This is a genomic window from Amycolatopsis sp. lyj-23, from assembly GCF_046549135.1.
Lineage (GTDB): Bacteria > Actinomycetota > Actinomycetes > Mycobacteriales > Pseudonocardiaceae > Amycolatopsis.
In genome coordinates this window covers 48,726-70,100 of sequence record NZ_JAJPWN010000021.1, presented here as the reverse complement: position 1 = coordinate 70,100, position 21,375 = coordinate 48,726, and the positions used below count along the sequence as shown (strand labels likewise).

Sequence of the window (21,375 nt, the reverse complement as noted above, 5' to 3'; positions counted from 1 at the left end):
GGGTGTGGGACGGCAGGTCCCGCAGGAAGGACGGCTCGCCATGAAGGTCCGCAGCTCGCTCCGCTCGCTCGCCCGCCAGCCGGGTGCCCAGGTCATCCGCCGCGGGACGAAGGTGCTGGTGATCAACAGGAACAACCCGCGCTCGAAGGCCCGCCAAGGCTGACGCGCAACAGACCAACCGGGCCCCGGAACCCAGCAGCGGTTCCGGGGCCCGCCCGTGATCGGCGGGCATCACCGTGATCGCCGGGGTATCACCCGTGATTAGGAGGGCATCACCCGTGATTGACCGGGCATCTCGTGTGATTAGCGGGGCATCACCCGTGATTGGAGGGGCATCGTCCTGATGCCCCTCCAATCACGCGTGATGCCTGCCGGATCACGCGAGATGCCTCTTCAATCACGCGAGATGCCTTCCTGATCACGGGTGATACCCCTCGGCGGCGCTTGAGGTGCGGGCGGGCGATCAGGCTGGGCCGGCGAGGCCGACCAGGTTGCCTTCCGGGTCCGTGAAGTGGGCGACCACCAGGTCCCGGCCCGGGGCGCGGTCCGGGCCCATCCGGCGGGTTCCGCCGAGGCGCTCGGCCTCCGCCAACGCCGCCGCGACGTCCGGAACACCCACGTAGAACACCACGTGGCTCTCATGACCCGCGCCGCCGCCGACACCGCCCGGGATGCCGCCGGGCTCCGTGAAGCCGTACTCGCCCGGCTCCGACACCTGGTCCGACACCGGGCCCGACGTGTCGAACCGCCAGCCGAACAGCTCGCCGTAGTACCCGCGCAGGCGCGCCGGGTCGGTGCCGATGATTTCGAAGTGCACGACCGGTCGGCCCATGACCGTTCCTTCCGCTCGACGTCCGGATGCGGCCCACCGTACGCGCCGACAGTTGTTAAAAACAACCACGAAGTTGTACATTCAGACCATGCCGACGAGCCGCAGCTACGGGGACGCCTGCACGATCGCCCGCGCACTGGACGTCGTCGGGGAACGGTGGGCCCTGCTCGTCGTGCGCGAGCTGCTGCTCGGGCCGCAGCGGTTCTCCGACGTCCGCCGCGCGCTGCCGGGCGCCAGCTCGAACCTGGTCACCGACCGGCTCCGCGAGCTCGAAAACCACGGCGTCGTCACGCGCCGGAAGCTGCCGCCGCCGGCCGCGTCGACCGTCTACGAGCTCACCGAATGGGGCCGCGAGCTGGAACCGGTCGTGCTGGCGCTGGGTGCGTGGGGCGCGCGGGTCCCGCGTCCCCGGCCCGCGTCGCTCAGTGTCACGTCCGTGCTGCTGTTCCTCCGCGGATCCGCCCGCCCGCGCGGCACCGCCTGCTACCACGTCGAACTCGACCCTCGCGTGTGGACGGTCCGCACCGAGCCGGGCCGCCTCACTGTCGAACCGGGCGAGCCCGCCGCCCCGGACGCCACGATCCGCACCGATCCGGCGACGTTGAACGCCCTGCTCGACCGCCCGGCCCACCTCGCCGACGCCATCGAGAACGGCCGGGTCACGGTCGACGGCGACCGGGTCACCATCGGCCGCCTGCTGCGCGAACGCGAAAGCGAGAGCTGACCGCGACTCAGCCAGCCGCGGGTGCCCGGTCCTCCGCGCGGCCGAACCGCAGCACGCCGTCATCCACGCGGCTGAACCGCATGTCCGCCAGGTCCAACAGATAGTTCTGCCGCATCATCCAGGGCCGCCGCCCGCCCTGCTTCGGCAGGCCCGCCGCGGCCCGCTTGATGTACCCCGACTGCAGGTCCACGATGGGCCGCGGCCGGCCCGCGCCCGCCGCCGAGGCCGGGTCCGGCATGCAATACGCGTAGCCGTTGCGGTCCAGGTGCGCCAGCAGGCGGCAGACGTACTGCGACGCCAGGTCCGCCCGCAGCGTCCACGAACTGTTCGTGTACCCCACGCACCACGCCAGGTTCGGCACCCCGCCGAACATCGTGCCCTTGTACGCGCGCTGCTCCCCCGGCTCGATCGCCCGGCCGTCGACCGTCAGCGAAATCCCGCCGAACGCCACCAGGCGCAGGCCCGTCGCCGTCACGATGAGGTCCGCCGGGAGCGAGCGACCCGATTCCAGCGCCACACCGGACGGCGTGAACCGCGTGATCCGGTCCGTCACGATGTCCGCTTTGCCGGACCGCAGCGCCTGGAACAGGTCCGCGTCCGGGACCAGGCACAACCGCTGGTCCCACGGGTCGTACGACGGCACGAAGTGCGGGTCCACCGGGATCGACGCCGGCAGCTGCGCCGCCACGCGCTTTCGCAACACCAGTGCCGCCCGGCGCGGCAGCCGCCGCATCAGCTGGAAGAACAGCGTCCCGAGCACGACGTTCTTGCCGCGGACCACGCGGTGCGCGAGCTTCTCGGGCAGGCGCGCGCGGATCCGGTCGGCGAGCGCGTCCCGGCCCGGCCGCGCCACGATGTACGACGGCGACCGCTGCAGCATCGTCACGTGCGAAGCGCGGGCGGCGAGGGCCGGGACCAGCGTCACCGCCGTCGCACCGCTGCCGATCACCACGACCCGCCGGCCCGTGTAGTCAAGCGAATCCGGCCAGTGCTGCGGGTGCACGATCTCGCCGGCGAACTCGTCCCGGCCCGGGAAGTCGACGACGTGCCCCGACTCGTACGAGTAGTAACCACTGCACAGGTAAAGGAACCGGCAGGTGAAGGTCGCCCCGTGCGCGGTCGAGACCGTCCACCGCGCGTCCGGCGACGACCAGGACGCCTGCGCCACCCGGTGGCCGAACCGGATGTGTTCGGTCACCCCGAAGGTCTCGGCCGTCGAGCGGATGTAGCTCAGGATCGACGGCCCGTCGGCGATCGCCTTCGGGTCCTTCCACGGCCGGAACGGGTAACCGACGGTGAACATGTCCGAATCCGACCGGATGCCCGGGTACCGGAAGAGGTCCCACGTTCCGCCGATCGTGTCACGCGCCTCCAGCACGGCGTACGTCTTGCCGGGCAAGCGCTCCTGCAGCCGGCAGGCCGCGCCGACACCGGACAGGCCGGCGCCCACGATCAGGACGTCCACGTGCTCGGCGGCAGTCATGTCCGGCAGCCTACCGAGGTGGGGACCCCGCCGGACCGGGTCGGGGCACCGGCCCGGCGAGGAAGCCTGCCTACAACGCGACCACCTTCGTGGCGCCGAACGTGCCCTTCAACGGCACCTTGACCGACCGGCCGCGGACCGTCACCGTGATGCTGTCCTGCAGCTGCGTCGGATCCGACACCGCGAGCTGGGTCCGCGCCCCGCAGCGACCGACCGCGACCGACGCCGGACCCGACACGGTGACGTCGCCGACCGAACCCGCGGCGAAGAAGTTCGCCAGCACCGTGCCGCCGGCCACCCGGATCGCCTGCACCACCGGCGTGTTCGCCAGCACCCGCCACGCCCAGGACGCGGTCAGCGTGTCGATCACCGACGCGCCCGGCAGCACCGCGTACGCGTACTTCGCGTTCGTCGGCTTGACCCCGTGCTCCAGGATCAGCTTCTGGTAGCGGCGCGTGTTCGGCGTCGTGGTGCCCTTGGTGTTGGCGCCCGTGTCGATGTCGCGCCACGCACCCGTCCGGTCCTCGCGCAGGGCCGTCACGGAAGCGTCGTCGAGGAGCACGTACCCACCGACGTCCGCCAGGTGCGCCCAGCGCGGCCGCTGCAGCACGGCGGCCTTCCCGGGGTCGGTGGCCACTCGGCGGCCGTCGGCCAGCAGCGTGCCGCGGCCGCCCTCGCCGAGGTTGCGGTTCTCGATCGTCGTGCGCACCGCGTGCTCGGCCGTGCCGGTGATCCCCGCGCCCAGGCAGACGATCCCGGCCGGGGTGAAGAACCACGACTTCTTCGCGACCAGCGAGCCGTCCCAGTTCTTGAAGTCGAACGCGTAAGCGCCGTGGCGCGCGTCCCAGCGAACTCCGCCCGTGTGCGGGTTCGGGCCGACCGGCACCCCGCCGAACTTGGGGTCGACCGGGCCGTCGTGCTCGGTCGTGCCGGGCAGCAGCAGCGGGTCGACGGTCGGCCAGTAGGCGTCGGTGTAGTGGCCCTTGGCGTTCGGCAGGAACGTGTAGAGCACGCCGTCGCCGACGTGGTAGCCCTTGAGGTTCTGGCCGTTGATGGCTTCGTAGCGCGAAATCCGCGTCGAGCTGACGCCCAGGGACGCCGACCAGCCCTCGGTGACGTGCACCAGCCGGTCCTGCTGGCCGAACACGCGGTGGGTGGCTTCGACCCGGGCCGGGCGCGCCCCCGAGGCCAGCATGTCCTGCGCGAACTCGATGCCCGGCGTCGCCACCAGGTCCGGGCCGGGCGCGAACCGTTCGGGGTCCGGGATCTCGAGGAACGGCAGGTAGGTGCCCTCCTTGAGCCACTTGGCGGCGAGGGCGTTGAGGTCGGTCTTCGTCTTGCCGGCCGCCGTCCGGGCCAGCACCAGCGTCGCGACGGTGAGCTGGTGGCCGATGTCGTGCCCGGTTTCGCCCTGCCGCGACAGCATCCGGCCGCGCACGGGCTCCATCAGCGCGCCCGCGTAGACGAACGGCGCGAAGCTGTCCGCGACCAGCGCGTAGATCTTGTCCTTGAGCGGCTGCGGAAGCGCGAACTCGGTGCCCTGCGTGACGTGGATGGCGCCGGCGAGCGCGGTCAGCAGCACGGTGCCGTAGTGGCCGGGGTACGGGATGGTGTCGTGCTGGATGAAGGAGCCGTCGACGTGGAAGCCGTCGCCCGCCGCGCGATCCAGCTTCGCGACGACGCTCGCCGCGCCCCCACCGGCGACGTCGGTGAGCGCGTCGATGCCGGTTTTGATCCAGGCGGTGTCGCCGAGCATCGCCCCGGCGACGATCGAGATGAGCGCCTTGTCCGCGCGGTTGGCGCCGGTTTCGACCACGGACGCGTTGTTGGCGCGCAGGTTCGGGTTGCCGACGAACCGCTTGACCGGCTTGAGGTACCGCGCGAGCTGCTCGGCGGTCAGCCGGTCGGCGACCACGGACAGCGTGTGCAGCAGGTAGTACGGGATGCCGATTTCGTAGGTGTACCAGTTGCCGATCTCGCCGACGTTCTCGTTGTACTGGCTGGCGTAAATCAGTTCCAGGGCGGCTTTGATGCGGTCGAGGACGTTCGCGTCGCCGGAGAGCGCCCCGCCCGGGGTGCCCCAGTCGACGGCGATCGCGCGCAGCCGCGCGTACATCGACGTGGTGTAGTCACTGCCCGGCCCGAGCGGGAGGTCCGTCCACAGTGGAGCGCCGCCGCCGGCGACGGACAGGCTTGCGTTGTAGGCCTTGGCAACGCGGCCGAGGTTGGCCAGCGCCTTGGTCCGTTCCGGCGACGGCCGGTTGATGCCGGTCTGCAGCTGCCGGTACGCGGCGACGATCGGCGCGGTCGCGGCGGGCACTGGGCTCGCGGCTGTTGCCGCGCGGGCGGTCGCTCCGCCGGCGGCGGCGAAGGCGGGTCGGGTCAGGAGCACGGTGGAAGCGGCCGCCAGGGCACCGCCGCGCAGGGCATTTCTCCGGTTCACGGGCATGGCAATGCCTCCCAGGAAGACATCCTCGGCTTACGGGGGAATTCAGTTGTGCGGCGGCGGATTCAGTTGTCCGGGGGTCACCTACAGGAGTGGCCCTGTAGGTGACCCGCGCGGCTCACGGCCCCGGAATTGTCGGTGCCGAGCGATAAACTGGAACCGGGGGGGCGCCCCCGCGGGTCCGTGGCGTCAACGTCGTGGCGCCGGAAACTGTCGGTGCCGAACGGTAGAGTGGAATTCGGGGGGCGCCCCCGCGGGCGGGTCAGCGGCTCAGCGCATCAGCGGGCGCCGTCGGTGCGCCGGGGCAGCCGCCAGGGGTTGGCTTCCTGCAACGGCTCCGGCAACAACGCGTCCGGGAAACCCTGCCAGGCGATCGGCCGCAGGAACCGCTCGATCGCCGCGGTGCCGACCGACGTCGTCGTCGGGGCCGTGGTGGCCGGGTACGGGCCGCCGTGCTGCTGGGCCCAGCTCACCGTCACGCCCGTCGGCCAGTCGTTCCACAGCAGGCGGCCGGCGATGCGGGCCAGCGCCGGCAGCACCGGGCGGAGCCAGTCCGCGTCGGACTCCTCGCCGTGGATCGTGGCCGTCAGCCCCGGTTCGATCGCCTCCAGCAGGCGCAGCAGCTCGGCCTGGTCGGTGTACGTGACGATCAGCGACGCCGGGCCGAAGCACTCCTCGCGCACGGTGTCACCGCCCTCGAGGAACTGCTTGCCCGTGGTCGCCAGCAGAGTCGGGGCGAACGGGGAATCCGCCGAAGACACCACCTCCACGCCCGCGACCTTGCGCAGCTCGGACAACCGCGAGGTGTACCCGGAGGCGATGCGGTCGTTCAGCATCGGCTGGGCCGGTGCCCCGGCCAACGCCGCCCGCAGTGCGTCCGTCAGGCCGTGGTCCGACGGCAGGAACAGCAGGCCCGGCTTGGTGCAGAACTGGCCCGCACCGAGGGAGAACGACCCGGCGTAGCCCTTCGCCACGGCCTCCCCGCGCGCGGCGATCGCGGCCTCGGTCACCACGACCGGGTTGACGCTGCCCAGCTCGCCGTAGAACGGGATCGGCCGCGGCCGCGCGTTCGCGATGTCGAACAGCGCCCGGCCGCCGGGGATCGAGCCGGTGAACGACGCCGCCGCGATCCGCGGGTCCTTCAGTGCCGTGACGCCTTCGTCCTGGCCGAAGATCACGTTGAACAGCGCCGCCGGCGCGCCCGCCTTGATCAGCGCCTCCCGCACGATCGACCCGGTCTGCGCGGACAGCTCCGGGTGGCCGGGGTGGGCCTTGAGGACCACCGGGCAGCCCGCGGCCAGCGCGGACGCCGTGTCGCCGCCCGCGACGCTGAACGCGAACGGGAAGTTGCTGGCCGCGAACACCAGCACCGGCCCGATCGCGGTCTTGACGCGGCGGATGTCGGGGCGCGGGCCCATCGGCCAGTCCGGGTCGGCGTGGTCGACGGTGGCCCCGAGGTACTCGCCGTCCGCGAGGACCTCCGCGAACAGGCGCAGCTGGAACGTCGTGCGCTTCAGCTCGCCCGCCAGCCGCGGCGTCTCCGGCAGGTGCGTCTCGGCGTGCGCCAGCGGGACCAGTTCGCCCGCGGCGGCGTCGAGGGCGTCGGCGACGGCGGTCAGCCAGCCGGCGCGTTCGGCCGGGGTCGCTTCGGCGGCGGGGCGGGCAGCTTCCGCGGCTCCCGCCAGGATCTTCTCGAGCGTGGCAGCGTCGGTGGCCTGGCTCATCGGTGGAACAGCTCCTCAGTTGTCATGGGCGGCGGCGGTGGCCGTTTCCAGGTCGGGCCAGCGACCCGGACCGGCCAAGCCGAGGTGGTACAGGTGCAGCTCGGCGGCCCCCGCCTTGGCCAGCTCGCCGACGTACGCGGCGATGTCCGGCACCGGCGCGGCGGCGACCGCCGTGATGTAACTGCCGATCGCGACCCGCTCGGGCAGGGCGTCCCGGGCCGCCGCGACGGCCTCGGCTCCCGTGGCCGGGGCCCACCCGAACAATACGACCGCGTCGACGTCGTCGGGAGCCGACGGCGTCAGGCCGGGCAGCGCGCCGGTGACCCACGGGTCGAGCGCGCCGTGCAGCACGGTCCGGGTGCCCGGCGGCAGGACGGCCAAAACCGCGGCCCGCAGCTCGTCGGTCGCCCGCTGCCGGACCCGCAGCAGCATTTGCGTCAGCTCCGGCGGCAACCGGTCGCCGGTGACGCCGAGGTCAGCGGTGGCGATCAGCCGCCGGACCTCTTCGACGAGCTGCGCCCGGACGGTCTCCGCGTCGATGTCCCAGGCTGCGGCGCAGGCGTCGCAGCAGCAGATGGACAGCAGCCGCGCGACCGCGGGCGCCCACACGCCGTCGGTCTTCTCGTGCTGGTGCTGGTGCACCGCGCCGAGCGGGCCGCACGCCTCGAGGATCACCGACGACAGCTCCAGCCCGGCGACCGAATTCGCGACCACGGCGGCGGCGTACTCGCGCACCTCGGGCCGCGAAGGGCACAGCGCCCACGGGTAGGTTTCGCCGAAGCAGTTGCGCACGACGACGCCGGGGTGCTCGTACCCGAGCTGGGAGTTGTGGGTCAGGACGATCCACGCGGCGGCCGGGACGCCGGCCGCGTTGAGCAGCCGGACGGCGTCGCCCCCGGCATCCGGAGCCGCCATCCAGTCCGGAGTGGACGGACGCAGCGCGCCCCAGTCCCCGGACACCGGGCGGTAGAACGCCGCGTGCCGCGCCACGACCGCCGTCCGGGACGGCGACCACGGCGTCGCCGCCCGCGCGCTGTGGTAGGACAGCGCCACCGCCACTTCGTCCACGCCGAGCGCCTGAACCCGCGCGGCGAAACCGGGTTCCAGGACGTCCCACGGGTAGGCGTACCCGGTCACCTTCACCGGCTCACCACCTCGCCGTGTTGGGTTCGAACCCGGGCACGTACTGGCGCATGTAGGTCACGTCGTCCCGTTTCGTCAGTCCACATCGGACGTAGTTCTCGTGCAGGCGGGCCAGCGCGTCCTCGTCGAGGGTGATCCCGAGGCCCGGTGTCGTCGGCACCGCGACGGCACCTTCGCGGAATTCCAGCACGCCCGGCTCGATGACGTCCTCGACCTTCCACGGCCAGTGCGTGTCGCACGCGTAGGTCAGGTGCGGCGTCGCCGCGGCGACCTGCACCATCGCGGCCAGGCTGATCCCGAGGTGGCTGTTGGAGTGCATCGACAGGCCGACGCCGAAGCTCTCGCACGTCACCGACAACGCCTGCGTGGCGCGCAGGCCGCCCCAGAAGTGGTGGTCCGACAGCAGCACGCCGATCGCGCGTGCCCGGAACCCCGGCTCGATGTCGCCGTGGTTCACCACGCACATGTTGGTGGCCAAGGGCATCGACGCTTCCGCGGCCACCCGCGCCATGCCCTCGATGCCCGGCGTCGGGTCTTCGAGGTACTCCAGGACACCTTCGAGCTCGCCGGCCACGCGGATGCCCGTCTCGACCGTCCAGGCGCCGTTCGGGTCGATCCGCAGCGGGTGCCCGGGGAACGCCTCGGCCAGCGCGCGGACGCCGTCGACCTCCTGCGCGGGCTCGTAGACCCCGCCCTTGAGCTTGATCGAGCGGAACCCGTACTCGTCGATCATCCGCTTCGCCGAGCCCACCAGGGTTTCCGACGTGGTGATCTCGCCCCAGGAGTCCTCGCGGCCGTCGACGTGCTTGCCGTACTTGTAGAACAGGTAGGCGGAGAACTCGACGGCGTCGCGCGCCTTGCCGCCGAGCAGGTCGGTCACCGGACGGCCCAGGTAGTGCCCCTGCGCGTCCAGGCAGGCCACCTCGAACAGCGAGAAGACGCTCGCGATGGTCTTGCGGATCGAGAACCCGCCGATCAGGCCGTGCGCGTCGGTCAGCACCGTGTCCGACAGCGCCTCCGCGACCAGCCGCCGCAGGCCGGGCAGGTCGAACACGTCGTGGCCGCGCAGCCGCGGCAGCACCTTGCGCACCTCGCCCAGGAACGCTTCGTCGCCGTAGGACTCGCCGAGCCCGACTACGCCGTCATCGCACTTGACCTGCACGACGCTGCGCAGGGCGAACGGCTCGTGCACGCCCATGACGTTGAGCAGCGGCGGGTCGGCGAACGCGACCGGGGTCAGCACCACGTCGAGGATCTGCATCAGCCGAGCCCCTTCAGCGTCACGAAGCCGTCCTCCACGACCTTCTCGAGCCGGTGGACCTGCTCCGGCGTCGGCTCGACCAGCGGCGGCCGCACCGGGCCGACCTTGTCCCCGCGCAGCCGGGCGGCGGCCTTGACCAGCGAGACGGCGAAGCCGGGCGTCTCGTCCCGCAGCGCCACCAGCGGCAGGTAGAAGCCGGTCAGCAGCGCGTCCATCACCCGCGTGTCGCCTTCGCCGAGCGCGCGGTGGAAGCGGTGGGCGATCTCCGGGGCGAAGCAGTGCACCGCCGAGGAGTACCGGGCGACGCCGATCGCGGCGTACGCCTTGGCCGAGACCTCCGCGGTCGGCAAGCCGTTGAAGAACAGGAAGTTCCGCGCCCGCTCGGTGTCCAGCGACCGGATCGTGGTGACGATCCGGGTCATCACCTCGACGTCGCCGTAGCCGTCCTTGAGGCCGACGACCGACGGGATGTCCAGCAGCGAAGCCGCGGCTGGCGCGGTGTACACGCCGGTGCCGCGGTGGTAGACGATGACCGGCACCGACGAGTCCCCGACGGCGTACCGCACGAAGTCGACCAGCCCCGCCGACGGCCCGGTGACCAGGTACGGCGGCAGCAGCAGGACGCCGTCCGCGCCGCCGTCCTGTGCCGCCGCGATCCCGGCCCGCGCCGCCGCCGCCCCGCCGCCGGCGCCCACCCAGACCGGGACGCGGCCGTCGGCCACCTCCCGGGCCCGGGCGAGCACCGAGGCGACCTCGGCGGGCGAGAGCGAGCTGAACTCGCCGGTGCCGCACGCGACGAACAGCGCACCGGCGCCCGCCGCGATGTGGCTCTCCACGTTCTCCGCGAGCGCGTCGAGGTTGACCTCGAGGTCCTCGGTGAACGGGGTGAGGGGGAACGCCAGCAGGCCGTCCAGCTCGATCTCGTTCTGTGCCATCAGTTTCCGCTCTCTCGTCCTTCTTCGGTTGCGGCCGGGTGTGGCCTGCGTCAGGCGGGCACGGTCGTGCCTTCCTGCGTGCGGTCGGCGTCGTCGCCGTCGGCGGTGTTCACGGTGTCGACGATCTCATCGGCGGCCGCGCTGCGCTCGGGGGCGAGCAGCCCGAGACCGACGTAGAGCGCGAGCGAGACCAGGATCGGCGTCGCGACGAGCACGGTCTGGTTCGCCTTGAAGACGTAGTACACCAGCGCGTAGTCGACCAGGCCGCCCGCCCAGGAGATCAGCGCCGCGCGCGGGCCGCACTTGCGGAACCACGGCAGCATGCCCAGCAGCAGCGGGATCGAGATCGGGCCCATCAGCGCGGCGACCCAGTTGACGACGATCTGCAGGACGCCGCCGAGGTTCTGGGCCTGGGTGGCCACGAGCATGGTGAGGGCGACGAAGATCACCGTGGTGATCCGGGCCGCCTTCAGGCCCTGGACGTCGGTCCACTGCCGGGTGCGGCGGAACATCGCCGGGATCATGTCGCGGGTGATCACCGCGGAGATCGCGTTGGCGTCGGAGGAGACCATCGCCATCGTGTGCGAGAAGATGCCGGCCAGCACCAGCCCGATCAGGCCCGGCGGCAGGAACGTCGTCGTCATGATCGCGTAGGACTGCGTCGGGTCCTTGACGCCGGGGATGAGCAGCGGCGCGGCGAACATCGGGAACATCAGCACCAGGGGCCACACCAGGTACAGCGCGGACGAAAGCCGCGCACCCCGCTTGGCCTCCTGGGTGTTCGGCGCGGCCATGTACCGCTGCGCCAGGTTCCACATGCCTCCGTTGTACTCCAGCGTCTTCACCAGCACGTAGACGAGCAGGAAGATGGTGGTGTACTTGGACGTCACCGGGTCGACGTGCCCTTCGGGCAGCTTGTCCCACATCGTCCAGAGCGCGGAGATCCCGCCCAGCTTGCCCAGGACGACGACGATCATCACGACCGCGGCGATGGCCTGGATGACGAACTGGCCGAAGTCGGTGAGCGCGTCGGCCCACAGGCCGCCGATGGTGCAGTAGACCAGGGTGACCGCGCCGGTGATGAGGATGCCGAGGTTGTAGTCCAGCCCGGCGAAGACGTGCAGCAGGGTCGCGACGGCGAACCACTTGGCCGCGATGTCGAAGATCTTCAGCAGGCTGCCGCTCCAGGCCAGCGCCTGCTGCGTCGGCACGTTGTAGCGCTTGGCCAGGTACTCCAGCGGCGAAGCGACGCCGAGCTTGGAGCGCAACCGGTTCCAGCGGGCGGCGAACAGCCAGCTGCCGATGCCCACGCCGATGCCGATGCTGGCGAAGCCCCAGAAGTAGACGGTGACGCCCGTGGTGTACGCCACGCCCGCGTACGCGACGAAGAGCACGGCGCTGTAGCCGGACATGTGGTGCGAGATGCCGGCCAGCCACCACGGCATCCGGCCGCCCGCGGTGAAGAAGTCCTTCACGTCGCTGACTCTCTTGTGCGACCACCAGCCGATCACGATCATCAGCGCGAAGTACGCGCAGACCATCGTCCAGTCGAGTGCGTGCACCGCAGGCTCCCTTCCGCGTCCACGTCGATGTGGGTCACTGTTCACATCTATGAACGGAGTCTGTTATAGTGATTATGTTCATCCATAAGAACGTTGTTCGGGACGCTAATATGGCCGGGGTCACAAGTCAACGGCCGGACGGAGGCACGCAAATGCCGCAGAAGGTGGACAACCCGGCAGCGGCCGAGGGCGCTCCCGCGGAGAGCTCGGGAGTCAAGTCCGCGCGCCGGGCCGTCGACCTCATCGAGACCTTCGCGGCGAACGACGTCTGGCTGTCGCTGTCGGACCTGCACGCGCGCACGGGGTTTCCGCGCTCGTCCCTGCACGGCCTGCTGCGGACGCTGCTGGAGGCGGGCTGGCTGGAGGCGGACACGAACACCGCCCGCTACCGCCTCGGTGTCCGTGCGCTGATCTGCGGCACGGCGTACCTGGACCGCGACGCCGTCGTCCCGTTCGCCACCGAAGCTCTGGAGCGCATCCGGGAGAAGACCGGCTTCACGGCGCACTTCGCACGCCGCAACGGCACCGAGGTCGTCTACCTGGAGACGCGGGAGTCGCAGCGCTCGACGCACCTGGTCTCGCGCGTCGGGCGCACGCTGCCCGCGCACGCGACCGCGCTGGGCAAGGCCCTGCTGGCCGAGCTCACGCACGACGAGATCGAGGCGCTGATGCCGTCGGCGCTGACCGCGTTGACGCCGAACACCATCACCACGCTCGAAGGCCTGCACGCCGAGTGCGCCGCGACGCGCGAGCGCGGGTACGCCGCGGAGGTCGAAGAAGGCACGCTCGGCGTCCGCTGCGTCGCCGCGGTGATCCCGTACCGCATTCCCGGCACCGACGCGATCAGCTGCTCGATGCCGATCGCCCAGGTGAGTGACGACGACGCCCGCCGCGTCGGCGAGCTGCTCGCCGAGACCACCACCGAGCTCGGCCAGCAGCTGCGCCGGGCCGGCATCCGGTAACACCCCAGTCCGCCGCCATTCCCTGTTAGGAGAGGACCTCCATGACGGACCAGCGTGTGCTCATCACCGGGTCGGCGGGTGTCGTCGGCACCCTGATGCGGCCCCGCCTGCAGCGTCCCGGGCGGCTGCTGCGCCTGCTCGACCTGGCCCCCCAGACGGCGTCGAACGCCTCCGAAGAGATCGTGACGGCGTCGGTGACCGACCCGGCGGCGATGGCGAAAGCGTGCGAAGGCGTCGACGCGCTGATCCACTTGGGCGGCCACAGCCGCGAGAACACGTGGGAAGCGACGCTGGACGTCAACATCAACGGGACGCAGACGGTCCTGGCGGCGGCGCAGGCCGCGGGGATCCGGCGGGTGATCCTGGCGTCGAGCAACCACGCGGTGGGCTTCCGCCGGGTGGACGAGGACCTCCCGGCGGACTCGTCCCCGCGCCCGGACACGTACTACGGCGTCAGCAAGGCGGCGATCGAGGCACTGGGCAGCCTGTACCACTCCCGCTTCGGCATGGACGTGATCGTGATCCGCATCGGCTCGTGCTTCGAAACCCCGTTGCCCCTGGGCCCCCGCGGCCTGACGACGTGGCTCTCCCCCGACGACGGCGCCCGCCTGTTCGAGGCGTGCCTGTCGGCGCCTTCGCCGGGCTACCGCCTGATCTGGGGCGTCTCGGACAACACGCGCCGGATCTACTCGCTGAAGGAAGCGGAAGCCCTGGGCTACAAGTCACTGGACGACGCGGAGGTGTACGCGGACCAGCTGGCTTCGAAGCCGGCGCCGACCGGCGCGGCGGCCGAGTACGTCGGCGGCCCGTTCTGCACAGCACCGCTGGGCGCGTTCAACCCCCTCTGAGGCACAGCGCAAGAAGGGGACCGCCGCCAGGCGGCATCGCCCCCGAAGGGGGCACCCAGACCCCCGCAACCCCGATCCGAAGCCAGAACACGGCCGGCGACCCCTTGTCAAGGCACGCTTTCCCGCCTTGACGAGGGGTCGCCGGCCGTAGTCACAATCAGGCTTCGGGGTGGCGGAACCCCTTACGACCGCACCAAAGCAGTGACCGCGGCGGCCCGCAGCACCCACCCGCTGACGGGTACTAGTACCTTTGCGGCTTCCCCCGTCCGGGCGCCACCGCCAGGGTGGCGGCCATGATCTTGAAATCCCGCCGCGCGCGGAAGTGGGCCATCGTCGTGGCAAGCGCGCTGGTCGTCGTCCTCACCGCCGCGATCACCCTGTTCGCGGTCTCGAAGTCGCGAACCTTCCAGTTCTTCGGCACCCTCGTCGACCACGTCGAGACCAGCGAGAAGATCGTCGCCCTCACCTTCGACGACGGGCCCGATCCCGCCGGCACCGCAACGATCCTCGACACCCTGAAACGCCGTGCGGTGCCCGCGACCTTCTTCCTCATCGGCCGGGAGATCGCCGCGCACCCGGACCTCGCGCGCGCCATCGCCGCCGCCGGGCACGAGATCGGGAACCACAGCTTCAGCCACGAGCGGATGATCGGCGTGACGCCGTCCTGGGTCGCCGACGAGGTCGAAGCCACCGACGCCCTCATCCGCACGACCGGCTACACCGGCGAAATCCTGTTCCGGCCGCCGTACGGCAAGAAGCTGTTCGCGCTCCCGCAGTACCTCGCGGCCCACCACCGCACGACGATCACCGCGGACGTGGCGCCCGATTCGGACGGCACGCCCGACGCGGCCACCGTCGAACAGGCCGTCGTCGATCAGGTCCGGCCGGGCTCGATCGTGGTGCTGCACGCCATGTACGCCTCGCGCGAGCAGACGCGCCGGGCGATCGGCCCGATCCTCGACCAGCTCGAGCAGCGCGGCTACCGGTTCGTGACGGTGTCACAGCTCATCGCCGCCCGGTAGAGGGCGGCGAGCGCGCCGTCGATCGGGTGCGGCTGGGGGCGTCCCGACCCGTCGAGCCGGTTCCAGCGCTGCGCGTTCACCGCGATCGCGAACTGCCGCGTGCCGTCCGCGCGGGCCGCCGCCAGGGTGCCGCCGCCCCAGACCGTGCCGCCGTGGCCCCAGAACTCCGCCGGCTCCACCGGGTGCAGGCCGAGGCCGTAGTCGATCAGCTTGCCCTCCTGGGAAACGATCCGGACCGTCCGCCGCATTTCCGCCAGCGAAGCCGGTGACACGATCTCGCCCGCCAGCAACAGGGCGTAGAAGCGGTTGAGGTCCGAGACCGTCGAGATCAGCGAAGCGGCCGGGCCCACCCACGACATGTCGAAGACGCTGTAGTCGCGCGGCGGGTCGATCATGCCGAACCACGATTCGTACAGCTTCGAGTGCGGCCCCTCGACGTGCGTCCCGGCGGGGAAGGCGGTGTCGCGGAGCCCGGCACGGTCGATGACGTCGCGGGTGATGCACTCCTCCGCGCTGCCGCCGGTCACGTGCGCCAGGAGCTGCGCGAGCAGCAGGTAGTTCGTGTTGGAGTACACCCCGGGCGGACCGACCGGCGGCGCGCCGACGCCCAGCGCGATCAGCTCGACCGGGTCGAACCGCGTGCACCGGTGCTCGTCGAGGCTGTCCGGCCGGGTGGCGGCCAGGTCCGGGAACGCCTTGAGGCTCGGGTAGGCGTACGGGAGGTACTCGGCGAGCCCGCTGGTGTGGTCGAGCAGCATCCGGACGGTGATCGCCCGCCCGCGCTCACCCGGCACCAGCTTCGGCAGGTAGTGGCCGATCGGGGTGTCCAGGCCGATCCGGCCCCGCTCGACCTGCCGCAGCACCGCGGCGGCGGTGAACGTCTTCGTGACGCTGCCGACGCGGTGCCGCATCCCGGCGGAAACGGGCCGGCCGGTGCCGGTGTCGGCGACCCCGGCGGCACCGCGCCAGACCTGGTCACCGGCCCGCACCTCGGCGAACACGCCCGGAACGCCGGCCCGGTGCACCGCGTCGAGGGCGGCGTCCAGCTGCGCATGGTCCATGGGAACTCCTTCGGGGAGGGGAAGTGTCCTCATTATGCACGCAGTGCGTGCAACAGCAAGTGCATAAGCTACGCTGACGGCGGCGAAGGGACGAGATGGCGAACCGAAGGCGTTGGACGACCGAACAAATCCTGGACACGGCGGCGGACCTGCTGCGGCGGAGCGACGCCGAGTCGTTCAGCGTGCGCAAGCTCGCCGCGGAGCTCGGGACCGACTCTTCGAGCCTCTACCGGCACTTCCGCACCAAGACGGAGCTGCTGCGCGCGCTCGCCGACCGGATCCTCGTGGGCGCGATGGACGGCTTCCGGCCCGAAGGTGACTGGAAGCAGCGCCTGACCGCGCTGGCCCTGCGCCTGCGGGAGGCGTTCGGCGAGCAGCCGCAGATCGCCGTGGTCTGGGGGCGCTACGCCTCCAGCGGCGCGGGATCCCGGCTGGTCATGGAAGAGGTGCTGCAGGCCCTGCGCGCGTCCGGCCTGCCGGACGCGGAGATCCCCGCGCGCTACCACCGGATCGCGATCCTCTTCGCCGCGCTGATCGCTTCCGAGGCCGGTGTCAGCACCGTCACGCCGGAGGAACACGAGCAGGGCATGGAGCTGTTCCGCGTCGCCGTGCTGGGCGCCGATCCCGACCGCTTCCCCGCCCTGGCCCACTTCGCACGCGAAGTCCGGCCGCTCGGGGCGGACCGCCGCGCGGCGTTCGAGGAGCTCATCGCCGCCCACCTCGCCGACGTGGAGGCCGCGATCAGCAGGCGACCCGCACGCCCGGCAGCGCCAGGCTGACCACCCACTCGCCGTCCTTCGGCCCGAACGACACCGCTCCCCCGGCCGCCGCGGCCTGCTGCGCGAGCCCGGCCAGCCCGTAGCCGCCACCGCCGGGCGACGTCCCCTTCAGCGGGTTCCGCGCCGTGATCGTCAGCCGCGTTCCGGCCTCGACACCGAGCCGCAGCCGGACGCCGGGGCCGTTGTGGCGCAGCGCGTTCACCGCGGTTTCGGCGATGAACCGCTCGGCCAGCTCGCGCGCCGGGCGCGGCAGCGCGGGCAGCACCGGGTCGCGGTCGAGGACCAGGCCCGCGGTGCGCAGCCGGGCCAGCACCTCGGCGAGGTCGGGAGCGCGTTCGGCGTCGTCGCGCAGGTCGTCCAGCGTGCGGCGGACGAGCGTGAGCGCGCCCCGGCCGGCCGCCAGGAGCGTGTCGAGGCGTTCGCGGTCGGCGTCGGTCAGGTCGCCGACCGCGCGCAGCGTTTCGGCCTGCACGAGCATGACGGCCGTGGTCTGGGCGAGCGTGTCGTGCAGGCGCCGGGCCGCGCGTTCGGCCCGCTCGGCGAGCGCCCGGCGGCGTTCGGCACCCAGCAGCCAGGCGACCGCGGCGATCGTCACGGCGAGGACCGTGCCGTCGAACAGGCCCTTCGCCGGGAACACGGCGGCGCCGACCACGAGGGCCGCGGCGGCCGCGAGCCACCGCCGTGGCGTGCTGTAGAGGGCGAGCAGCACCGGCACGTACATCGTGTTGCGCGGCTGGTCGAGCAGCAGGTGCCCGGCCGTCGCGAGGGTCACCACCACCAGCACGAGGACCGGCGCGCGGCGCGCCCACAGCAGCGGGACTAGCTGGACCGCGCTGAGCCCGGCCGCAACCCACCCCTGCTGCGGCGTCCACGCCCCGCTGGCGAAGAAGACCGCGGCGACGGCCGCCGTCGTGACGAAGGACTGACGCATGGGCCGACAGTAGAGTGCGGGCATGATCCGGGTTCAGGTCGTCGACGACCACGCCCTGGTGCGCGAGGGCATCGCGCTGATCCTGGGCGCGCAGCCGGACCTCGACGTCGTCGGGCAGTACGCGAGCGGGCCGGAGCTGCTGGTGTCGCCGGTCGAGGCGGACGTCGTGCTGCTCGACCTGTACCTGCCGGGGATGGACGGCCTCGAAGTCCTGCGCCGGCTCGAGCGGCGGCGGGTGCTGATGCTGACGACGGTCGGTCGTCCGCGCGAGATCCGCGAGGCCCTGGGCGCGGGCGCGGCGGGGTTCGTGCTGAAGGACGCCTCGGGCGACGAGCTGGCCGCGGCCATCCGGGCCGCCCACGAGGGCATGACGGCACTGAGCCCGGCCGCGGCGGCCGCGCTGAGCGGCGGCGGCAGGTTGACACCGCGCGAGCGGGACGTGCTGGAGCTGCTCGGCGAAGGACTGTCCAATCGCGACATCGCGACCCGGCTCCGGCTGGCCGAGCGGACGGTGAAGGTGCACGTCGGGAACGTGCTGGCGAAGCTCGGCGTGACCAGCCGCACCCAGGCGGCGCTGGTGGCCAGGGACCGCTGAGCGGACTGCTGCGCGGACCACCTGGCGCGGCGCCGGCCGGAGTGCCGTTCGCGCAAGCGTTTGCCGGCCGCCGACCTGCCGGTCGACGACTGGGACAGCCGGGCGTGGCAACCGGAGGTTGCCGCGTGGGCGGCGAGCCTCCGGCGGGCGGACGCCTGAGCCCGTCCGGCAGCTCACCCCTTGAGGTACCGGGTCAGCATCGCGACCATCTCGTCCTCGAGCCGCCGGGCGTCGATCGGATCGGGTTCGGCCAGCAGGTCGTGGACCGCCAGCTCGACCGTCGCGATCACCAGGCGGGCCGCCGTGACGGTATCCGTGACGCGGACCTCCGGATGGCCCTCCAGGAGGTCCCGGGTGTAGCCGACCATCTCCCGCTTCACCCCGCCGATCCGCTCGAGCAGCTCGTTCGACCGCGGCGCCTGCTCCAGCAGCATGCGCAGCAGGTGCGGGTCGTCGCGGTGGGCTTCGACCGCGAGCCGGACGAACACGCGCAGCACCTCCTCGAGCGGAGCCGGCAGCGGGCCGGTCAGGACCTTCGCCGCGGCCGCCGTGCCGTCGTCCAGGTGGCGGGTCAGCAGCTCGGCGAGGATCGCGTCCTTGTTCGGGAAGTACTGGTACAGCGACCCGATCGAGATGCCGGCGCGCTCGGCGATGCGGTTGGTGGTGCCGGCGGCGTAGCCGTGGTCGGCGAAAACGTGAGCAGCCGCGGTCAGGATCCGCTGCCGGGTCAGCTCGGCGCGCACCTGCCGCGGCTGTTTACGTGGCTGGATGCGGCGCTGGTCCGGCGTCACGGCCCCTCCGGCGAAAGCGAGTAGTCAAGATCTGAGTATTTGCTCATAATTGTGCCATGACCAGCACAAACACGCTGCGCCGCGTCTCGGTGGCCGAGGTGCGGGCCCGGCTGGGCGAGCCCGAGGCGATGATCAAGGCCAAGATCGGCGACCGCATCGACCCGCACGCCCGCCGCTTCATCGCGCACTCGCCGTTCCTGGCGCTGGCCACCGCCGACGCCGCGGGCCGTGCCGACTGCTCGCCGCGCGGCGACTACCCCGGCTTCGTCAAGGTGCTCGACGAGCGCACCCTGGCCCTGCCCGACCGGCCCGGCAACAAGATCGCCGACTCCTTCCGCAACATCGCCGAAAACGACGGCGTCGGCCTGCTGTTCTTCGTCCCCGGCATGCGGGAGACCCTGCGCGTCAACGGGAGCGCGTACGTCACGGACGACCCCGACGTGCTCGCCCGGATGCGCACCGAGGCGAAGGCGCCGGCGTTCGCGATCGTCGTCGACGTGGCCGAGGTCTACTTCCACTGCGGGCGCGCGCTGATCCGGTCGCGACTGTGGGACCCAGCGAGCCGGGCGCTCGCGGCGGAACTGCCGTCGGCCGGCGAGATCGCGGCCGAGAAGATGAACCTCGAACCGGCGCTGCTCGACCAGCTCCTCGAAGACGGCTACCGGAAGCTGTACTGACATGCAGAAGACGACCCTGGACCGCATCGAGCACCTCACCGGCGACGTCGTGTCGCTGGTCCTGCGCGGCGACGAAGGCCCGCTGGCGCCGTGGGAGCCCGGCGCGCACATCGATCTGGAGCTGCCGAACTGGCTGACGCGCCAGTACTCGCTGTGCGGCGACCCCGCCGACCTCTCGGCCTACCGCATCGCGGTCCGCCACGACCCGCTGAGCCGCGGCGGCTCGGAGTACGTCCACCTGTTCCTGCAACCGGGCCGGACGCTGTCGGTTTCGTTGCCCCGCAACCACTTCCCGCTGCGCCCGGCGGCCGAGTACCTGTTCGTGGCGGGCGGCATCGGGATCACGCCGATCGTGCCGATGCTGCGGGCCGCCGTCGCGTCCGGTGCCGCGGTGACGCTGGCGTATGCGGGCCGTGCGTTCGCCGCGGAACTCGCGGCGCGGTACGGGGACCGCGTGCGGCTCGGGCGCCCGGACCTCGCGGCCCTGGCGCGGGAGTTCCCGGCCGCGGAGGTGTACTGCTGCGGCCCGGCGTCGATGGTGGACGCGGCCGAGGCGGTGTTCCCGCGGCTGCACACCGAACGCTTCGAGCCGACCCGGCGGACGTTCGGGCCGGACACGCCGTTCGAGGTGGGGTGCGCCCGCTCCGGGAGCACGATCCAGGTCCCGGCGGACGAGACGCTGCTGGACGCGCTGAACCACGCGGGCCGCCCGGTGCCGTCCGCGTGCCGGGAGGGCGTGTGCGGCAGTTGCGAGGTCGTGGTCCTGGCGGGCGAGCCGGAGCACCGCGACGACATCGGCGCCGCCGCGGGCCGGATGTACCCGTGCGTGTCCCGCGCGCGCTCACCCCGCCTGGTGCTGGACCTCTGACCGCAGCCGGCGGCCGACCAGCGGCCATGCGAGGACGTAACCGGCCGCGGCGGCCGCTGCCCCGCGAACCGCGCCGATCAGCAGGCAGCGCACCCAGTCGTACTCACTGACCCGGCTCACCGGGTCCGTCAGCCCGAGCAGCGCGCCCACCACCAGCCCCGCACCGAGCCCGGCCGCCACCACCAGCCGGCCGGTGCGGGGCAGCACCGGCCACGCCCGCGTAGCCCGCGGTGCCCGGCGGTACCACCGCACCACCAGCACCGCGAGCACGGCCAGGCCACCGGCCGACGACACGTACCCGAGCACGTTGTAGAGCCGGTGCGGGCCCACGACGGACACGCGCAGCCACGCCCAGTGCCGCACGGCGAAACCGTCCGTGTGGGTGAAGGCGTCCCAGACCAGGTGCGTCGCCGCGCCCACCACGACCGAACCCGGCCACGGGAAGCGGTACACCGGCCGCGGTACCCGCTCCCGCCAGCCGGCCGGGCCGAGCGCCAGTACCGGCGCGAGGACGGCGTACCCCACCGCCACGAGCGCCATCCCGAGCAGCAGGTCGACGCTCACCAGCCCGACGGGCTCGTGAGTCAGGTCCCCGCCCGGGATCGGCACGTAGTAAGCGATGTCGGGGGCGAGCGAACCCGCGACCAGCCCGGGCAGCCGGAGCCACCGGCCCAGCGGCACCACGGCGGCCGGGTGCGCGAACGTGAACGGCAACGGACTCCCCTCTCCCC

21 protein-coding genes are annotated in these 21,375 nt (G+C 72.1%); 9 read left to right on the top strand and 12 right to left on the bottom strand.

Features of this window, described 5'->3' with window-relative positions; all coding sequences use genetic code 11:
- Nucleotides 1–40 precede the first annotated feature (40 nt).
- Nucleotides 41–163, top strand: a complete 123-nt coding sequence (locus ACLJPY_RS41010; protein WP_410596363.1) for a 50S ribosomal protein L36 — start codon at nucleotides 41–43, stop codon at nucleotides 161–163.
- Between the two features lie 300 nt (nucleotides 164–463).
- On the opposite strand, the gene ACLJPY_RS41005 is transcribed toward ACLJPY_RS41010, so the two are convergent.
- Complete coding sequence (locus ACLJPY_RS41005; RefSeq protein WP_410596362.1) at nucleotides 464–832, bottom strand: VOC family protein; 369 nt, start codon at nucleotides 830–832, stop codon at nucleotides 464–466.
- 88 nt (nucleotides 833–920) lie between these two features.
- Here ACLJPY_RS41005 and ACLJPY_RS41000 point away from each other — a divergent pair, with 88 nt between their 5' ends.
- Complete coding sequence (locus tag ACLJPY_RS41000; protein ID WP_410596361.1) at nucleotides 921–1,556, top strand: winged helix-turn-helix transcriptional regulator; 636 nt, start codon at nucleotides 921–923, stop codon at nucleotides 1,554–1,556.
- Nucleotides 1,557–1,563: 7 nt separating this feature from the next.
- On the opposite strand, the gene ACLJPY_RS40995 is transcribed toward ACLJPY_RS41000, so the two are convergent.
- The 7 genes from ACLJPY_RS40995 to ACLJPY_RS40965 form a co-directional block, all read right to left on the bottom strand.
- Nucleotides 1,564–3,039, bottom strand: coding sequence for a flavin-containing monooxygenase (locus ACLJPY_RS40995; protein ID WP_410596360.1), 1,476 nt, complete (start codon nucleotides 3,037–3,039; stop codon nucleotides 1,564–1,566).
- A 70-nt stretch (nucleotides 3,040–3,109) separates the two neighbouring features.
- On the bottom strand, nucleotides 3,110–5,488 hold the full coding sequence (locus ACLJPY_RS40990; protein WP_410596359.1) for a polysaccharide lyase 8 family protein: 2,379 nt from the start codon (nucleotides 5,486–5,488) through the stop codon (nucleotides 3,110–3,112).
- A 275-nt stretch (nucleotides 5,489–5,763) separates the two neighbouring features.
- Nucleotides 5,764–7,209: an aldehyde dehydrogenase (NADP(+)) gene (locus tag ACLJPY_RS40985; protein WP_410596358.1), complete on the bottom strand. Its 1,446-nt coding sequence runs from the start codon at nucleotides 7,207–7,209 to the stop codon at nucleotides 5,764–5,766.
- Between the two features lie 15 nt (nucleotides 7,210–7,224).
- Nucleotides 7,225–8,352 (bottom strand): hypothetical protein, encoded by a 1,128-nt coding sequence (locus tag ACLJPY_RS40980; protein WP_410596357.1) that lies wholly within the window; start codon nucleotides 8,350–8,352, stop codon nucleotides 7,225–7,227.
- A gap of 4 nt (nucleotides 8,353–8,356) precedes the next feature.
- Nucleotides 8,357–9,613, bottom strand: a complete 1,257-nt coding sequence (locus tag ACLJPY_RS40975; protein WP_410596356.1) for a glucarate dehydratase family protein — start codon at nucleotides 9,611–9,613, stop codon at nucleotides 8,357–8,359.
- Nucleotides 9,613–10,548 carry a 5-dehydro-4-deoxyglucarate dehydratase gene (locus tag ACLJPY_RS40970; RefSeq protein ID WP_410596355.1) on the bottom strand — a complete coding sequence of 312 codons (936 nt, stop codon included), beginning with the start codon at nucleotides 10,546–10,548 and terminating at the stop codon, nucleotides 9,613–9,615. The genes ACLJPY_RS40975 and ACLJPY_RS40970 overlap by 1 nt, the downstream gene beginning before the upstream one ends.
- Nucleotides 10,549–10,598: 50 nt before the next feature.
- Nucleotides 10,599–12,110: a sodium:solute symporter family protein gene (locus ACLJPY_RS40965; protein WP_410596354.1), complete on the bottom strand. Its 1,512-nt coding sequence runs from the start codon at nucleotides 12,108–12,110 to the stop codon at nucleotides 10,599–10,601.
- 152 nt (nucleotides 12,111–12,262) lie between these two features.
- Here ACLJPY_RS40965 and ACLJPY_RS40960 point away from each other — a divergent pair, with 152 nt between their 5' ends.
- The 3 genes from ACLJPY_RS40960 to ACLJPY_RS40950 all read left to right on the top strand — a co-directional run bounded on the left by ACLJPY_RS40960 (nucleotide 12,263) and on the right by ACLJPY_RS40950 (nucleotide 14,942).
- Entirely contained in the window at nucleotides 12,263–13,072 is an 810-nt protein-coding gene (locus tag ACLJPY_RS40960; RefSeq protein WP_410596353.1) for an IclR family transcriptional regulator, read from the top strand.
- Between the two features lie 41 nt (nucleotides 13,073–13,113).
- On the top strand, nucleotides 13,114–13,920 hold the full coding sequence (locus tag ACLJPY_RS40955; protein ID WP_410596352.1) for an NAD-dependent epimerase/dehydratase family protein: 807 nt from the start codon (nucleotides 13,114–13,116) through the stop codon (nucleotides 13,918–13,920).
- 293 nt (nucleotides 13,921–14,213) lie between these two features.
- Nucleotides 14,214–14,942, top strand: coding sequence for a polysaccharide deacetylase family protein (locus tag ACLJPY_RS40950; RefSeq protein WP_410596351.1), 729 nt, complete (start codon nucleotides 14,214–14,216; stop codon nucleotides 14,940–14,942).
- Here the strand turns inward: ACLJPY_RS40950 and ACLJPY_RS40945 are convergent.
- The gene (locus ACLJPY_RS40945) at nucleotides 14,900–16,003 is read right to left on the bottom strand and encodes a serine hydrolase domain-containing protein (RefSeq protein ID WP_410596350.1); all 1,104 of its coding nucleotides are present in this window, start codon (nucleotides 16,001–16,003) and stop codon (nucleotides 14,900–14,902) included. The two genes, ACLJPY_RS40950 and ACLJPY_RS40945, sit on opposite strands and share 43 nt — an antisense overlap.
- Before the next feature lie 95 nt (nucleotides 16,004–16,098).
- Between ACLJPY_RS40945 and ACLJPY_RS40940 the strand changes: the two genes are divergently transcribed.
- Complete coding sequence (locus ACLJPY_RS40940) at nucleotides 16,099–16,782, top strand: TetR/AcrR family transcriptional regulator (RefSeq protein ID WP_410596349.1); 684 nt, start codon at nucleotides 16,099–16,101, stop codon at nucleotides 16,780–16,782.
- Here the strand turns inward: ACLJPY_RS40940 and ACLJPY_RS40935 are convergent.
- Complete coding sequence (locus ACLJPY_RS40935; protein WP_410596348.1) at nucleotides 16,745–17,713, bottom strand: histidine kinase; 969 nt, start codon at nucleotides 17,711–17,713, stop codon at nucleotides 16,745–16,747. The genes ACLJPY_RS40940 and ACLJPY_RS40935 overlap by 38 nt on opposite strands.
- A 22-nt stretch (nucleotides 17,714–17,735) precedes the next feature.
- On the opposite strand from ACLJPY_RS40935, the gene ACLJPY_RS40930 reads away from it, so the two are divergent.
- Nucleotides 17,736–18,308, top strand: coding sequence for a LuxR C-terminal-related transcriptional regulator (locus tag ACLJPY_RS40930; protein ID WP_410596347.1), 573 nt, complete (start codon nucleotides 17,736–17,738; stop codon nucleotides 18,306–18,308).
- 173 nt (nucleotides 18,309–18,481) lie between these two features.
- On the opposite strand, the gene ACLJPY_RS40925 is transcribed toward ACLJPY_RS40930, so the two are convergent.
- Nucleotides 18,482–19,099, bottom strand: coding sequence for a TetR/AcrR family transcriptional regulator (locus tag ACLJPY_RS40925; protein ID WP_410596346.1), 618 nt, complete (start codon nucleotides 19,097–19,099; stop codon nucleotides 18,482–18,484).
- 56 nt (nucleotides 19,100–19,155) lie between these two features.
- Between ACLJPY_RS40925 and ACLJPY_RS40920 the strand changes: the two genes are divergently transcribed.
- Together ACLJPY_RS40920 and ACLJPY_RS40915 are read left to right on the top strand one after the other, a co-directional pair.
- Nucleotides 19,156–19,776: an MSMEG_1061 family FMN-dependent PPOX-type flavoprotein gene (locus ACLJPY_RS40920; protein WP_410596345.1), complete on the top strand. Its 621-nt coding sequence runs from the start codon at nucleotides 19,156–19,158 to the stop codon at nucleotides 19,774–19,776.
- Nucleotide 19,777: 1 nt separating this feature from the next.
- Nucleotides 19,778–20,644, top strand: a complete 867-nt coding sequence (locus ACLJPY_RS40915) for a PDR/VanB family oxidoreductase (RefSeq protein WP_410596344.1) — start codon at nucleotides 19,778–19,780, stop codon at nucleotides 20,642–20,644.
- Here ACLJPY_RS40915 and ACLJPY_RS40910 read toward each other — a convergent pair.
- Nucleotides 20,618–21,358: a DUF4184 family protein gene (locus ACLJPY_RS40910; protein ID WP_410596343.1), complete on the bottom strand. Its 741-nt coding sequence runs from the start codon at nucleotides 21,356–21,358 to the stop codon at nucleotides 20,618–20,620. The genes ACLJPY_RS40915 and ACLJPY_RS40910 overlap by 27 nt on opposite strands.
- Nucleotides 21,359–21,375 lie beyond the last annotated feature (17 nt).

Coding starts and splice junctions, on each gene's coding strand:
- ACLJPY_RS40920 (WP_410596345.1), top strand. CDS start 19,156: ATGACCAGCACAAACACGCTGCGCCGCGTCTCGGTGGCCGAGGTGCGG.
- ACLJPY_RS40995 (WP_410596360.1), bottom strand. CDS start 3,039: ATGACTGCCGCCGAGCACGTGGACGTCCTGATCGTGGGCGCCGGCCTG.
- ACLJPY_RS40930 (WP_410596347.1), top strand. CDS start 17,736: ATGATCCGGGTTCAGGTCGTCGACGACCACGCCCTGGTGCGCGAGGGC.
- ACLJPY_RS40985 (WP_410596358.1), bottom strand. CDS start 7,209: ATGAGCCAGGCCACCGACGCTGCCACGCTCGAGAAGATCCTGGCGGGA.
- ACLJPY_RS41010 (WP_410596363.1), top strand. CDS start 41: ATGAAGGTCCGCAGCTCGCTCCGCTCGCTCGCCCGCCAGCCGGGTGCC.
- ACLJPY_RS40990 (WP_410596359.1), bottom strand. CDS start 5,488: ATGCCCGTGAACCGGAGAAATGCCCTGCGCGGCGGTGCCCTGGCGGCC.
- ACLJPY_RS40915 (WP_410596344.1), top strand. CDS start 19,778: ATGCAGAAGACGACCCTGGACCGCATCGAGCACCTCACCGGCGACGTC.
- ACLJPY_RS40955 (WP_410596352.1), top strand. CDS start 13,114: ATGACGGACCAGCGTGTGCTCATCACCGGGTCGGCGGGTGTCGTCGGC.
- ACLJPY_RS41005 (WP_410596362.1), bottom strand. CDS start 832: ATGGGCCGACCGGTCGTGCACTTCGAAATCATCGGCACCGACCCGGCG.
- ACLJPY_RS40950 (WP_410596351.1), top strand. CDS start 14,214: ATGATCTTGAAATCCCGCCGCGCGCGGAAGTGGGCCATCGTCGTGGCA.
- ACLJPY_RS40960 (WP_410596353.1), top strand. CDS start 12,263: ATGCCGCAGAAGGTGGACAACCCGGCAGCGGCCGAGGGCGCTCCCGCG.
- ACLJPY_RS40935 (WP_410596348.1), bottom strand. CDS start 17,713: ATGCGTCAGTCCTTCGTCACGACGGCGGCCGTCGCCGCGGTCTTCTTC.
- ACLJPY_RS40970 (WP_410596355.1), bottom strand. CDS start 10,548: ATGGCACAGAACGAGATCGAGCTGGACGGCCTGCTGGCGTTCCCCCTC.
- ACLJPY_RS40940 (WP_410596349.1), top strand. CDS start 16,099: ATGGCGAACCGAAGGCGTTGGACGACCGAACAAATCCTGGACACGGCG.
- ACLJPY_RS40945 (WP_410596350.1), bottom strand. CDS start 16,003: ATGGACCATGCGCAGCTGGACGCCGCCCTCGACGCGGTGCACCGGGCC.
- ACLJPY_RS40975 (WP_410596356.1), bottom strand. CDS start 9,613: ATGCAGATCCTCGACGTGGTGCTGACCCCGGTCGCGTTCGCCGACCCG.
- ACLJPY_RS41000 (WP_410596361.1), top strand. CDS start 921: ATGCCGACGAGCCGCAGCTACGGGGACGCCTGCACGATCGCCCGCGCA.